Here is a 12,973-nt window from a genome sequence, read left to right as displayed (position 1 = left end):
AAATTTGTATGTTAAAATTGGAATTTTAAAATAAAATGAAATATTGACTATCTCATTATATTTAAATGTATATAAATATTGGTTATTTAATTTGAACTTGTAAAACTCACAATCCAGATCGATTTCATGTAAGTGTGTTGCTTTTTCTCCTAAACAAACTTCGTGTTTGTGATGTGCAAAGATATGCGCAAATTTAACAACAGTTGGTACTAATAAAGAAACAACCAGTAATAAGGTTGCTATTCTAAATATAATATGTTGTTTTATTTGATTCACTAATCTAAAAAACGTTTAAAACCTATTCGGCGAAGCATTTTCTTTTCGAAATTCCAGAAGAATTTATATTGTCCAAAAAGCCACCCTATACATATAAGCAGTATTTGGTAAAAGATAAATCCAATAACTATATATAGTATCCAATATAGTACAGGCGAAAGATTTTCTTTTGTAATTCCAATTAATTTAATTATTGGTTTACTAATAAATACAGATGAAGATCCAGTAATAGCAAATACGAGAAAAATATTGATCATCTCCCATCTATAACTTACTTCCCATTTCTTTTCTAATTTAGAAAAAATATAAAGTGTTAGTTTTAATAACAAAAAAAATATTATGAGATTTATCACAAATAAATATAATATATGAGAGTGCTCAACGAACAAAAGCGATAGCTTATAAGATGAATAAGTTAAACCTATTAATCCCAAAAAAAGAAATAGAAATTGCCAATTAGATTCTATATCCCAACGTTCTTTTAATTTTTTCACAAATGCAATTTATTTGCTAAAATAAATAAAAGACTTTAAATTCTGGGAACAAATCCGGCTAATCGTTCATTATATGTTAATTGAAAATAGATAAAGTAATTAAAGAGCTTATAATTAACATCATAACCGTAATCAATACCAGATTCGTAATCAATTCGCATTTCGTACAAATTAGGATTAAAACGCTGTGGTTGAAGTACTCTTTGATTCCATTCTATGACGTAAATATTGTTTCTGCTTTCCAGATATTGTTGCGAATAATAACCTTCGGGTTTGGCAACGCTTACCAACCAGGTATTAAAACCAGGTTCAATAATAATAATTTCGTATTCTAACTCATCATTGGCAATGGTAACAGTATCACTGTTTACTTCTGCAAGGGCTTTTTCAGATTCGTTTTTATGAGATGCAGTAGGCTTATATGTATTACAATTAAAAACAAATACAGAGAGGAATACTATGTAAATAACTTTTTTCATAACTTTCAATGGATTTCGATAATATACTTTAAAAGTATGCTACTACTTTTTTTTATAAAAACAAGAATGAGTTAACTAATAGTCTCATTGAGTTATAGCATCTTTTAAGATATGTTAGTTTTTAAATAAATTTACAAAAATCATACCTTAAATAGCTGTTTTTGAGTTGTTTTAACAAAAAAAACGTCAAACAGCAATGTTCGACGTTTTGGTATTTATATAATTTAATAACTTATTTTCCTCCAAAAAGTCCGCCAAGTAACCCGCCTAGACCGCCTTTCTTTTTGCTACCACCTAATACCATGCCTGCTACATCGTCAATAACACTTCCATCTCCATCTGCATCAAGAATAGACTCTAAAAAGCTTTGTTCTTGCTGAGGTGAGTTTCCGCTTAGTAATCCACCTAATAAGTCACCTATTCCATTTGAACTACTAACATTTTGTTGTCTGGATTGTTTACCTAAAACACCCATTAAAATAGGAGCCGCTACTTTTAGTATTTGTCCAACAGAACCAGCATCCATACCTGCTTTTGCTCCCAATGCGTTTTCTACATTTTGTTGTTTGCTACCTAAAACATGACCTAATATTTTACTCCCATCATTTAGAACATTATCGTCTACACCACCGCTAAATAAGCCTCCTAAATTATCAAGTATACTCCCATCATGTTTACCGTTTAATGCACTTAATAAACCTTCGGCGCCTTGGGGAGAAGAAGTATTACGTTTCATTGCTTGCATTAAAACAGGTAATGCCATAGTTAAAACATCTTGCGTTTTGCTTTGTGGTTGTTTGGTTTGACCAGCAACACCATTAATAATAGTTTTTCCCAGATCGCTGTTTAATAAATCTAAAATTCCAGACATGATTATTGTTTTTAATTATATATGTTAAAAATGGATTTTGAAGGTACAAAAAAAGTCCCAACATATAGTTAGGACTCAAATATAACTTTTAAGTCACATTTTATTAGTGAAATTCTGTTTTGAAAAATTACGAAGTAATGTATTCAAAACAGATAGTTGTCCCGATAGCTATCGGGATTAGCGGAATCTCAGGTTTAATACCTATCCGAGAATACTAATAATCTGTGACGCTAATTCTGTACCAATTCTATCTTGAGCTTCATTAGTTGCAGCACCTGTATGCGGTGTTAATGATAACGCTTGATTCATTAATAACTGGATTTCTGGTTTTGGTTCTTTTTCAAAAACATCTAAAGCTGCTCTGGCAACTTTACCACTTTCAATAGCTTTAACAAGGGCTACTTCGTTAAGGACACCTCCACGAGCTGCATTTGCGATAATAACACCATCTTTCATAATGTTAAACTCAGCTTCATCAATAACATACTCTTTTTGTGCGGGAACATGTAATGTTATAAAATCGGCTTGTTTTAAAACATCTTCTTTAGAAATAGTTTCAATATCGAAGTTTACTTTTTGTCCGTCAAAAAAGTCTAATTCTAAATTAGCTTTTTCTAAGAACGGATCGAAAGCAATTACTTTCATACCAGCTCCAAGAGCTACTTTTGCTGTAGCTTGACCAATACGACCAAAACCTAACACGCCTAAAGTTTTTCCTTTTAATTCGGTACCTTTAGCATAGGCTTTCTTTAAGCCTTTAAAGTTGCTATCTCCCTCAAGAGGCATTTCTCTGTTAGAGTTATGTAAAAAACGTGCTAATCCGTATAAATGACCAAATACCAATTCTGCAACCGAATGCGAAGAAGCTGCTGGCGTATTAATTACAGATAGTCCTTTTTCGCGAGCGTATTCTACATCAATATTGTCCATACCAACACCACCACGACCAATGATTTTTAAGTTAGGGCAAGCATCAATTAAATCTTTACGAACTGTTGTAGCACTTCTAACTAATAAAACAGAAATCTCTTTTTCGTTTATGTAGTTTATTAATTGTTCTTGAGCTACTGTCGTTGTTATAACCTCGTAACCTGCTTTTTCTAGTGCATCAATTCCGCTTTGAGAAACACCGTCATTTGCTAATACTTTCATTGAAATTTTATTTTTGTTATTCCCTCGAAGGAGGGAATCTTTCTTATTAAATTTTATTTTTTTGTCATTGCGAGGAAGTATGACGTGGCAATCTTTTTTAATAAGATTCTTATACTTACTTCGACTATGTTCAACACAAGTTGTTCAAAATGACTATTAATTTTTTAAAGTTTTGAGTAAGCACTGAAAACTGCCACTGCCTACTGCAAACTGTTTTAAGCTTTACTTTCTAATTCGCTCATCACTTCAACCAACGCTTTAACACTATCTAGTGGCAATGCATTGTACATAGAAGCTCTGTAACCGCCAACACTTCGGTGTCCGTTTACAGCACTTATTCCTGCTTCTTTAAGCATCGTTTCAAATGTTTCTTTTAGGTTTTCATTTTCTAAAGTAAATGTTGCGTTCATGTCCGAACGATCTTCTTTAGCAGCAAAGCCTTTAAATAATGGGTTTAAATCTATTTCAGAATACATTAAACGCGATTTCTTTTCGTTTTCTTTCTCTATGGCAGCAATACCACCAAGATCTTTTAACCATTGAAGTGTTAACATGGATGTATAAACTGGAAAAACTGGAGGCGTGTTGAACATGCTTCCTTTGTCTATATGTACTTTATAATCCATCATTGATGGGATTTTACGAGATACTTTCCCTAAAATATCTTCTTTAACAACTACCAAAGTAGTTCCTGAAGGTCCCATGTTTTTTTGGGCACCTGCATATATTAAATCAAACTGAGTAAAATCTAAAGTACGAGAAAAAATATCGCTGCTCATATCACAAACCAAAGGAATATCGGTTTTTGGAAACGATTTCATTTGTGTACCGTAAATGGTATTGTTTGACGTACAATGGAAATAATCATAATCTTCAGGAATTTCATAACCTTTAGGAATATAATTATAGTTGGCGTCTTTAGATGATCCTACTTCGTATATGTCGTCGTAAATTTTAGCTTCTTTAATCGATTTAGCAGCCCAAGAACCAGAATTTAAATAGCCTGCTCTTTTTTCTAAAAGATTTAATGCAACCATTAAAAATTGCGTACTGGCACCACCTTGTAAAAATAAAGCTTTATATCCTTTACCTTCTAAACCAAGTAATTCTAAAGCTAAAGCTCTGGCATTTTCCATAATATCCACAAAAGCTTTACTTCTATGAGATATTTCGATTAGAGATAAACCACTATTGTCTAAATCGACAACTGCTTGCGAAGCTTTTAATAATACTTCTGGTGGTAAAATAGATGGTCCTGCACTGAAGTTGTGTTTTTTCATTTTCCTATCCCTAACCCTTTCCTTAAAAAAGGGAATTTTATGGGCGAATTTTTAGTTAATATTAGTTTTAACTCCAACCTTTATTCTCATGGTGAAGGATTAAAGGATGAGATGAAATTTAAAGATGCAAAGTTGCTAATTAATTAGGGATTTTATGTTATAAAATTGATAATTTTTTCATCAAATTGATAATAAAAATTCAATAGAATCCACTCGATCTGCATAATCCCAAAGCTGCGGTTTTTGAGTCGCTCCAAAAGAGATTTCATTTTCTGTAAATCCATTAGAGACAATACATTGTATTTGCTGTTTTTCTAGGTCTAATTTTTCTTTCAATTGTTGTGCAGAATCGTAATATTCATAAAAAACGGTAGCGATAGGAGATGCATAGCTTTTATCTTCTTTTATCATTAAAAATCCATTTTCTAGCATATCAAATTCACTCATTAAATATACAGCTTTGTTATAGTCGTAATTATTTGCATACTTAGCTTTTTCAATTATGGGATGCCAATGGTACATCGCTTCAAAAAAAGCATCAAAATTGTAATTTTTAGGAACAAATATTTTAGATACGTTTCTACACCCTAAGCCATAATATCTAAAAATATCTTCGGAGAGTGTTTTGAGCTCTTCTGTAGATTCTTTTCCGTTTAAAACAGCTACCGAATTTCGGTTGTTTCTTATAATGGACGGTTTATTTTTAAAATAGTGTTCAAAATAACGTGCTGTATTATTGCTTCCTGTAGCTATTACGGCATCAAAATTTTCTATTTTGTCTTCGGTAAATGTTATGAGGCCTTTAAATCCCGGTTCAACAAATTCTAAATATTTTGTCAAGTAGGGTAATAGGTGTTTATCGTTTGATGATTGTTTTACTAAAACACGGTGTCCAGAAATGAGTACCGACAAAAAATCATGAAAGCCTACCAATGGTATGTTTCCGGCCATGATGATGGCAACTTGTTTAGGCTTGGTTATATTAATTTGATAAGATTTTAGCCATGTGTTTAGGTTGTCTGGTGTTAAGGATTGTACCCAACCTTCAAGTGAAAACCGAATATTTTCTTTTGTAAACCAACCATTATGTTCTTCGGCTAATTTTAATTGATGCTTAAAACCATCAAAGAATATATCGTTGTGTTCAATATTATCTTTTTTTAGAATCACTTCGTTAGAAAATTGGCTTAAAAAATCTCCTAATTTTACAAAAGCGTTAATTCTTTGTTGTAAATTCATTCTGTATTTGGTTATGAATGGTTTTGGCGCTATTTTTGTGTTTGCAAATTTAAGCAAACTCAAGAGAAAAATAAGGTATGGCTATTATAATAACAGATGAATGTATAAATTGTGGTGCTTGCGAACCGGAGTGTCCAAATACAGCAATATATGAAGGCGCCGATGATTGGCGTTATAAAGATGGTACAAGTCTGGATGGTACTGTTGTCTTAACGAATGGGAATGAAGTAGATGCGGATGAGGCTCAAGAACCTGTAAGTGATGAAATTTATTATATCGTTCCCGATAAATGTACAGAATGTAAAGGCTTTCATGATGAGCCACAGTGTGCAGCGGTTTGCCCTGTAGACTGTTGTGTGCCAGATGAAGATGTTGTAGAAACAGAAGAAGAGTTGCTAGCTAAGCAACGCTTTATGCATCCTGAGGGATAAAGTTTAAACCAATATTAATTTATAAAATAAATCCTGAGCTTTGGCTTGGGATTTTTTTTGATATCATATTTCTTATAATTTAACGCAACTATTAATTAAGAATAGCATCTATTATATTGTATTTGTGCTTTATAGAAATTCACTCAACTATTTATATTGAGTTAAATTGTAACCCTAAAACTAAACCTGTTTTTAAAAATGACTTTTCTGGAATTTTTTAATAGAACTTTAAATATCTCTACACCCTCATACGAAGATTTACCTTTTCCTGTAAAAAAGAGTTTTTTAAAAAAAGGTGAGATCGTTACCGAATATGGACAAGTGGAGGACTCTTTGTATTTTATGAATAGGGGGATTGCCGAAATTACTATAAAAAGTTATGTGTCTGAAAAAATAATAGACTTCTTTTTTGAAAAAGAGTTTTTTTGCTGTTTTACTTCTTTTCTGAATCAACAACCCGGAGATGTTCGGGTAATGGCATTAATGGATTGTGATGTTGAAGTCATTAAACGTGAAGATTTGATGCAAGCTTATAATGATTCATTTGATGTAAATAAGTTTGGAAGAATTATGACCGAACATGGTTATATAAGAAAATCTAATAGAGAAAAAGCACTTTTAACAAAAACAGCCGAAGAGATTTATGTTGAAATGTTTAAAAACAAACCAGATTATATCTCTAATATTCCAGTTAATAAAATAGCTAAATATCTGGGGATTCACCCAGAAAGTTTAAGCAGAATTAGAAAAAAAATACATTCTTAAATATGATATGACTTTAACTCTGTTATTTAATTTCAATAGCATCGCAAGTTCCCACAAAAGGAACACCCGTTGTATAGAAAGCGTAAGTAATAAGTCCAACATAAACAGTATTGCCATACGTTGGAGCTGTTCCTGGTAAATTACCAGTTCCGTTATAAAGTACCCAATCATCAGAAGTACTATTACCTGTTAGATTAGGGAGTTGCCAATATACAGTAAGCGTATTATTTTCGTTACCAACAATACGTATGTCAGCTCTTCCTTCTGGAACTGTGTTTGCACCAATATCATTTACAGAAGAATCGCCATTTAAAGTGTTTTTTCCTTCAATTGTAAAGCCTGTAGCACCTCTATGTCCAACAACAACATGAGATGAATTTATAGAATTAAAATCTTCTACATGAACTTGAACACCCGAAAAATTATAAGGATTATTTTCTGATGAAGGCGCTATTTGTGAGTTCTCTATAGTACCAATACCAATATTCCTTGCAATAAACTCAAAAGGAAAAGTGACTAATTTTGCATCTAACCGACCTTGATCTTGGTTGTAATGCAGCGTTTTATTATCAGTATTATCTGTTAGCGCTGCACTGTATCTTCCCGATACTCTTAATACATCTGGTAATGCCGATGCATTGTTAGTTACGTAATTAACTAATGCTCCAGTGCCCTCAAAATTATCAACAAAGCCTGTAGTAGTGTTGTTGTCTTGATTGTCATCAGTGGTGTCGTCTTGATCATTTTCATTTTGTTCAGGCACATCACTTTGAGGTGATAGATCATCCTCTTTTTCCGAACACGAAAACGCAATAAATAATACGAATAATAGTGTATAGTATTTCATAGTAAGTAGGTTATAATTTGGGTTTTCTAATAAATATTAGAAAAGTTAGCAACAACAAATATAAAGAATATTTAAATATACCCTTTTTTTAGTGCTTTGTTAACGCTTTAAAAATCAATTTCCTAACATAGGTCAAGGGCAATTTTTAGTTTCCTTTTTAAACAGCGTGTAATTTTGTGAAAAAACTTTAAAAGCTATGAATTTAGAAATTATTATGTCACAATTACCAAGTCCTTTAGAGATTTTAACCGATCCAGTATCGTTAATCGTTTATGCTATTTTTGGAGGTTTATTTATTTGGGAACAATTATTCCCTGCAAGAGCGTTACCAAGTATTAAATTTTGGAAACTTAGAGGCCTACTATTCTTTTTAGCCTATATGTTACTTACTACCTATATACCTTTACTATGGGACGATTTTTTTGCGTCTTTTCAGTTAGTAGATTTTAGCAATTTAAGCTTAACAGCACAAGTTGTTTTGGGTGTGTTTTTATTTGAACTAGTGCAATATGGATGGCATATAAGCATGCATAAATCAAATTTTTTGTTTAGAATCTCTCATCAAATACATCACAGTGCAGAACGATTAGATGTATCTAGTGCTTTTATGTTTAGTATTAATGATATGATAGGGTTATCTCTTGTTGGTTCAATTACTTTTGCATTTTTAATGGGGCTAGCGCCTCAAGCCATCACCATTATCATTCTATCACTTACTTTTTTGGGTGTTTTTCAGCACGCAAACATCCATACTCCAAGATGGATAGGCTATATTATTCAACGACCAGAAAGTCATACTATTCATCATGCTAAAGGGATTCATAAATATAATTATACAGACTTACCGATTATAGACATGTTATTCGGCACATTTAAAAACCCTAAAAATTTTGAGCATGAAACAGGTTATTATTTAGGAGCTTCCAATCGCATTATAGATATGCTGCTATTCAGAGATGTTTCAAATAAGAAATAATACACCTTTTAAAAAAATAAATATGAAAAAAGTAATTTTTAATTTAAGTATAATTTTATGTGCTACAGGTCTGTTTCTAGCATCTTGTAGTAATGATGACGAAAAGAATATATCAACAAAACGTTATTTTAGATTTAATAGTTGCCCAGAAAGCAGCCATGGTAATTGGCAAGACACTTCATTTGTGGCAGCAACATCTAACCCAATAGTTATAGAGCAATGTTTGGATCAGTTAAAATTGCCTGTAGCATCTAGAGGACTTTTTCCTTTAGGTAAAATTGAAAAGGGAAGTTCCGGTTACAATAAGAATGCAACACATGCATTTAATTGGCATTTTGTTGAAGACTCATGGGAAATGGTTGAATTAGGAATTGAAATCTATGATGGCTGTGCTTATAGTGATGCCGAACTAGCTAATTATAGTGAAAGTTTAGGTAGTTATGGAGGATGGGGTAATAGAGTTTTAGAAGAAATTACAAACCCATAGCTAACGTATTATTCAATCAATTCAATTATTACATTAAAATTATGAAAACCCTTAATAAAATTTATTTTAAAAACCTGTTTGCTATGGCGCTAATATCTTTATTGTTTGGCTCCTGTTCAAACGATGATAACCAAATAATCATAAACCCAGATGATGAGGTGTTTTATCTTCCGGTGGTTGTTCATGTTATGCATAAAGGAGAATCTGTTGGCGAGGGTGCAAACCTTTCTGAAGAACGCATTTATAGACAGATTGAAATACTTAATGAAGATTACAGAAGAAAATTTGGTACCAGAGGTTACAACGATCATCCAGACGGAGGAGATTCAAAAATTGAGTTTGTTTTAGCAAAACAAGACCCAAATGGAAACCCAATAAATGGTATAAATAGGATAGACCAAAATAAAGTAGATGTACCAACTCTAGGCTATAATACAAATCATTTTGCACAATATGACTATTGGGATACTAGTCAATATATTAATATTTGGACAACAGCTTTACCAGAAGATTCCATGTGTTTAGCCCTTGGCTTAGCCACAGGGCCAGATATAGATTTACCTGGAGCATATTTATTAGCAGTTCCAGGGCCAGATGATAAAGAAGGCATTATAATTAGTCGGTATCATTTCGGAGAATCAGATATTGATTGTCAAGCAAGGTACGGCAGAACTCTAACGCATGAAATGGGACATTATTTAGGATTATTGCACCCCTGGGCTGGTGGAGCTTGTGAGACTAATGATTATTGTGATGACACACCTGCCGTACATAAACCAGTATATAATATCCCTTTTACGGGATGTGAAGGAGACCCTGTGATGGTTAATAATTATATGAATTGGTCCGACGATGAAGTAATGAATGTATTTACAAATGATCAAATTGCTCGTATGCATTATGTTTTAAAAAACCATTTAGGGCGTCATGCTTTATTATCGAGTCCAGCACTTAAATCTAATTAATAAGTTACATACAGATAAATGAATAATGACTTTAAAAATAACGCTATTCGTGGTCCTATTAATGCCTTTATGTTTAAAGTATTATCTGGTTATATGGATAGATTATTTGGAAAATCAAAACGACAACTTTTTAGAAACCATCCAGAAACAGTAGTAGAAATCGGTTCAGGAACAGGAGCTAATATGCGTTATTTAAAACCAGGAACAACTTTAATAGCTATCGAACCTAATATCCATATGCATGCCAATTTAAAAAAGAGTGCTGATAAATATGGTATTAACTTAGAGATTAAAGCGATTAAAGGAGAGTTAATCGATTTAGCTGATAATTCCTGTGATTTTGTTGTTAGCACCTTGGTACTTTGTACAGTAAAGAGTCCAGAACAGTGTGTAAAACAAATTAAACGCATATTAAAACCATCTGGGACATTTATTTTTATTGAACATGTAAAAGCTCAAAAGAATTCAATTTTAAGATGGATACAGAATATAATGCATAAACCATGGCATTGGTTTTTTGAAGGTTGTCATACCAATCGAGATACTAAACAGGTATTAGAACTGGCGGGGTTTAGTAGTTTAAAATTAGTAAGCTATAATTTGTATTCTCCATTCATTCCTATTGTTTCACAAATTCGCGGTAGAGCTATAAAATGATTAGACTTTAAAATTAATGTACAGCTTTTTACATGAGATTTTTTTGTTCAATTTCGATATGGATTTTTAGCTTATCCTGTTTAAACGTTAAAAAATAATTAACGATTTAGTGAAAAATGAGATTTATCAATAAAGTGATTTTTTTTTTTATTAAATCCGTAAAAAATGCAGTGGTTATTTTTTATATATTGGTGTTTTTTTATGAAAAACTGAGTATTTGTTAACTTATCAAAACACTAATTTATGCAAGATATTACTACTGTTGCCATAGCGCAAACAGAAATTATTTCAGCAATTGATACCGTTTGGGTTTCAATATGCGCAGCAATTATTTTTTTAATGGAAGGAGGCTTTGCCTTACTTGAAGCAGGTTTTGTACGGGCAAAAAATGCCATGAGTATCATAGCCAAGGTCATTATAGATATTACTTTTGGAGGCGTAGCATTTTACGCTGTTGGTTTTGGCATTGCCTACGGTGCATCTAATGGTTGGTTTGCATTTGACACAGGAATAACAGATGCAGATTTAGGGCTGGGACTAACTGTATCAAATAAATTATTTTGGTTTATTCAATTAGGTTTTGCAATAGCTGCTATTTCAATAGTTTCTGGTGCAGTAGCAGAACGTATGAAAGTTTGGGCGTATGCCATTTTTGTGATACTATTTTGCGCAGTTTTGTACCCTTTGGTAGCAAATTGGGTATGGAACCCTAATGGGTGGTTAGCCGTAAAAGGGTTTAATGATTTTGCAGGTTCTGCAGCAGTTCATGCTATGGGAGGTTTTGCAGCTTTAGCAGCAGCAATTGTATTAGGAGCACGTATTGGCAAATACGATCAAAATGGTAAACCTGTAGCAATTCCAGGTCATAACTTACCCTTGGCAGCTGTTGGAGGATTTATTCTTTGGTTTGGTTGGTTTGGTTTTAATCCAGGCTCTACCTTAGGAGCTGTAGGTAATTGGGAATTGATAGGTAGTGTTGCAACTAATACTTTTTTAGCTTCGGCTGCTGGTGGAATATCAACAATCGTATATACTTACTTTAAGTATGGGCAAATTGATGTAACTATGACTATAAATGGTGTGCTTGCAGGATTAGTAGCTGTTACTGCTGGTTGCAATGTGGTAGAACCAGGTTCTGCTATAATAATAGGGTTGATAGCTGGTGTTTTAGTAGATGTGGCTGTAATCTTTATTGATAAGATGCAGATTGACGACCCAGTTGGTGCTATTGCAGTACATGGAGTAAATGGATTTTTTGGTACTATAGCCGTTGGGTTATTTGCTGCTGAAAGCGGATTGTTTTTTGGCGGAGGTACAGATTTATTAATAACTCAGGCTACAGGTGTATTTGTAATAGGTATATTTTCTTTTGCGGTTACTTTTATTATTTTAACTATTTTAAAGAAAACAATAGGAATACGAGTAGACCGTTCTGAAGAAACAGCAGGTATTGATGCAGCTTCTTTTGGTGTTGAAGCTTATACCACTTTTGAATAATTAGTTTAAACGAAATTTAAAACATTTACATGAAAAAAGTAGAAGCCATTATAAGACCCTCAAAATTAAAAGCAGTTCAACGTGGACTAAAAGAAGCAGAAATTCCTTGTATTACGGTTGTTCCTGTAAAAGGAACTGGATTACAAACAAGTTATTCTGAACGCTATAGAGGAACCGAACAATCTATGATTTTACATAGCCGTGTTATGATTATTTGTGTTATAAGTGATAACCATTTAGAAAAATGTATTGATGTTATTAAAAAAAATGCCTCTGAAAATAAAGTAGGAGACGGTAAAATATTTATTTATAACGTTGAGGATGCCATACGGCTTAGTACGGGCGTACAAGGAAACGATGCTATTATATAACAATATTTTTGAATGTAAAAAACCTAAGTGTTCTGCTTAGGTTTTTTTTATTGGTCTCAAATGGAGTTAAAACTATGTACTTTAGTGTATGTCGCTTTCAGCTTCTAAAAACTTTTGACACGAACCAGCCTGCCGGCTGGCAGGTTTCACGAATTCACACGAATTCAGTTTTACCATATTTCACGA

15 protein-coding genes are annotated in these 12,973 nt (G+C 32.7%); 8 read left to right on the top strand and 7 right to left on the bottom strand.

Annotated elements, in window-relative coordinates; translation table 11 throughout:
- Positions 1-275: 275 nt before the first annotated feature.
- The 6 genes from Q4Q35_RS10100 to Q4Q35_RS10075 form a co-directional block, all read right to left on the bottom strand.
- A complete protein-coding gene (locus Q4Q35_RS10100) occupies positions 276-770 on the bottom strand; it encodes a DUF6787 family protein (RefSeq protein WP_303277850.1) in 495 nt (164 codons plus the stop codon).
- A gap of 35 nt (positions 771-805) precedes the next feature.
- A complete protein-coding gene (locus Q4Q35_RS10095; RefSeq protein ID WP_303277849.1) occupies positions 806-1,249 on the bottom strand; it encodes a DUF6146 family protein in 444 nt (147 codons plus the stop codon).
- 232 nt (positions 1,250-1,481) lie between these two features.
- Positions 1,482-2,120, bottom strand: a complete 639-nt coding sequence (locus Q4Q35_RS10090; protein ID WP_303277848.1) for a DUF937 domain-containing protein — start codon at positions 2,118-2,120, stop codon at positions 1,482-1,484.
- 201 nt (positions 2,121-2,321) lie between these two features.
- Positions 2,322-3,272, bottom strand: coding sequence for a D-2-hydroxyacid dehydrogenase (locus tag Q4Q35_RS10085; RefSeq protein WP_303277847.1), 951 nt, complete (start codon positions 3,270-3,272; stop codon positions 2,322-2,324).
- Positions 3,273-3,487: 215 nt separating this feature from the next.
- Complete coding sequence (serC, locus tag Q4Q35_RS10080; RefSeq protein WP_303277846.1) at positions 3,488-4,552, bottom strand: 3-phosphoserine/phosphohydroxythreonine transaminase; 1,065 nt, start codon at positions 4,550-4,552, stop codon at positions 3,488-3,490.
- A 180-nt stretch (positions 4,553-4,732) separates the two neighbouring features.
- Positions 4,733-5,791: an acyl-CoA reductase gene (locus Q4Q35_RS10075; RefSeq protein WP_303277845.1), complete on the bottom strand. Its 1,059-nt coding sequence runs from the start codon at positions 5,789-5,791 to the stop codon at positions 4,733-4,735.
- Between the two features lie 77 nt (positions 5,792-5,868).
- Between Q4Q35_RS10075 and Q4Q35_RS10070 the strand changes: the two genes are divergently transcribed.
- Together Q4Q35_RS10070 and Q4Q35_RS10065 are read left to right on the top strand one after the other, a co-directional pair.
- On the top strand, positions 5,869-6,222 hold the full coding sequence (locus tag Q4Q35_RS10070) for a 4Fe-4S dicluster domain-containing protein (protein ID WP_303277844.1): 354 nt from the start codon (positions 5,869-5,871) through the stop codon (positions 6,220-6,222).
- Between the two features lie 198 nt (positions 6,223-6,420).
- Positions 6,421-6,987 (top strand): Crp/Fnr family transcriptional regulator, encoded by a 567-nt coding sequence (locus tag Q4Q35_RS10065; RefSeq protein WP_303277843.1) that lies wholly within the window; start codon positions 6,421-6,423, stop codon positions 6,985-6,987.
- 22 nt (positions 6,988-7,009) lie between these two features.
- On the opposite strand, the gene Q4Q35_RS10060 is transcribed toward Q4Q35_RS10065, so the two are convergent.
- The gene (locus Q4Q35_RS10060; RefSeq protein ID WP_303277842.1) at positions 7,010-7,834 is read right to left on the bottom strand and encodes a hypothetical protein; all 825 of its coding nucleotides are present in this window, start codon (positions 7,832-7,834) and stop codon (positions 7,010-7,012) included.
- Positions 7,835-8,030: 196 nt separating this feature from the next.
- Here Q4Q35_RS10060 and Q4Q35_RS10055 point away from each other — a divergent pair, with 196 nt between their 5' ends.
- From Q4Q35_RS10055 to Q4Q35_RS10030, 6 genes are all read left to right on the top strand, one after another.
- Positions 8,031-8,810: a sterol desaturase family protein gene (locus Q4Q35_RS10055; protein WP_303277841.1), complete on the top strand. Its 780-nt coding sequence runs from the start codon at positions 8,031-8,033 to the stop codon at positions 8,808-8,810.
- A 22-nt stretch (positions 8,811-8,832) separates the two neighbouring features.
- Positions 8,833-9,297, top strand: coding sequence for a BP74-related protein (locus Q4Q35_RS10050; protein WP_303277840.1), 465 nt, complete (start codon positions 8,833-8,835; stop codon positions 9,295-9,297).
- Positions 9,298-9,338: 41 nt separating this feature from the next.
- Positions 9,339-10,262 carry a M43 family zinc metalloprotease gene (locus tag Q4Q35_RS10045; RefSeq protein WP_303277839.1) on the top strand — a complete coding sequence of 308 codons (924 nt, stop codon included), beginning with the start codon at positions 9,339-9,341 and terminating at the stop codon, positions 10,260-10,262.
- Between the two features lie 18 nt (positions 10,263-10,280).
- Positions 10,281-10,919, top strand: coding sequence for a class I SAM-dependent methyltransferase (locus Q4Q35_RS10040; protein ID WP_303277838.1), 639 nt, complete (start codon positions 10,281-10,283; stop codon positions 10,917-10,919).
- Positions 10,920-11,162: 243 nt separating this feature from the next.
- Positions 11,163-12,416 carry an ammonium transporter gene (locus Q4Q35_RS10035; protein ID WP_303277837.1) on the top strand — a complete coding sequence of 418 codons (1,254 nt, stop codon included), beginning with the start codon at positions 11,163-11,165 and terminating at the stop codon, positions 12,414-12,416.
- Between the two features lie 29 nt (positions 12,417-12,445).
- On the top strand, positions 12,446-12,787 hold the full coding sequence (locus Q4Q35_RS10030) for a P-II family nitrogen regulator (RefSeq protein WP_303277836.1): 342 nt from the start codon (positions 12,446-12,448) through the stop codon (positions 12,785-12,787).
- Positions 12,788-12,973 lie beyond the last annotated feature (186 nt).

This window comes from Flavivirga aquimarina (genome assembly GCF_030540835.1).
GTDB classification, from domain to species: domain Bacteria; phylum Bacteroidota; class Bacteroidia; order Flavobacteriales; family Flavobacteriaceae; genus Flavivirga; species Flavivirga aquimarina.
This window is presented reverse-complemented; position numbering and strand designations above follow the sequence as displayed.

Coding starts and splice junctions, on each gene's coding strand:
- Q4Q35_RS10055 (WP_303277841.1), top strand. CDS start 8,031: ATGAATTTAGAAATTATTATGTCACAATTACCAAGTCCTTTAGAGATT.
- Q4Q35_RS10070 (WP_303277844.1), top strand. CDS start 5,869: ATGGCTATTATAATAACAGATGAATGTATAAATTGTGGTGCTTGCGAA.
- serC (WP_303277846.1), bottom strand. CDS start 4,552: ATGAAAAAACACAACTTCAGTGCAGGACCATCTATTTTACCACCAGAA.
- Q4Q35_RS10050 (WP_303277840.1), top strand. CDS start 8,833: ATGAAAAAAGTAATTTTTAATTTAAGTATAATTTTATGTGCTACAGGT.
- Q4Q35_RS10095 (WP_303277849.1), bottom strand. CDS start 1,249: ATGAAAAAAGTTATTTACATAGTATTCCTCTCTGTATTTGTTTTTAAT.
- Q4Q35_RS10040 (WP_303277838.1), top strand. CDS start 10,281: ATGAATAATGACTTTAAAAATAACGCTATTCGTGGTCCTATTAATGCC.
- Q4Q35_RS10065 (WP_303277843.1), top strand. CDS start 6,421: ATGACTTTTCTGGAATTTTTTAATAGAACTTTAAATATCTCTACACCC.
- Q4Q35_RS10075 (WP_303277845.1), bottom strand. CDS start 5,791: ATGAATTTACAACAAAGAATTAACGCTTTTGTAAAATTAGGAGATTTT.
- Q4Q35_RS10090 (WP_303277848.1), bottom strand. CDS start 2,120: ATGTCTGGAATTTTAGATTTATTAAACAGCGATCTGGGAAAAACTATT.
- Q4Q35_RS10030 (WP_303277836.1), top strand. CDS start 12,446: ATGAAAAAAGTAGAAGCCATTATAAGACCCTCAAAATTAAAAGCAGTT.
- Q4Q35_RS10045 (WP_303277839.1), top strand. CDS start 9,339: ATGAAAACCCTTAATAAAATTTATTTTAAAAACCTGTTTGCTATGGCG.
- Q4Q35_RS10085 (WP_303277847.1), bottom strand. CDS start 3,272: ATGAAAGTATTAGCAAATGACGGTGTTTCTCAAAGCGGAATTGATGCA.
- Q4Q35_RS10060 (WP_303277842.1), bottom strand. CDS start 7,834: ATGAAATACTATACACTATTATTCGTATTATTTATTGCGTTTTCGTGT.
- Q4Q35_RS10035 (WP_303277837.1), top strand. CDS start 11,163: ATGCAAGATATTACTACTGTTGCCATAGCGCAAACAGAAATTATTTCA.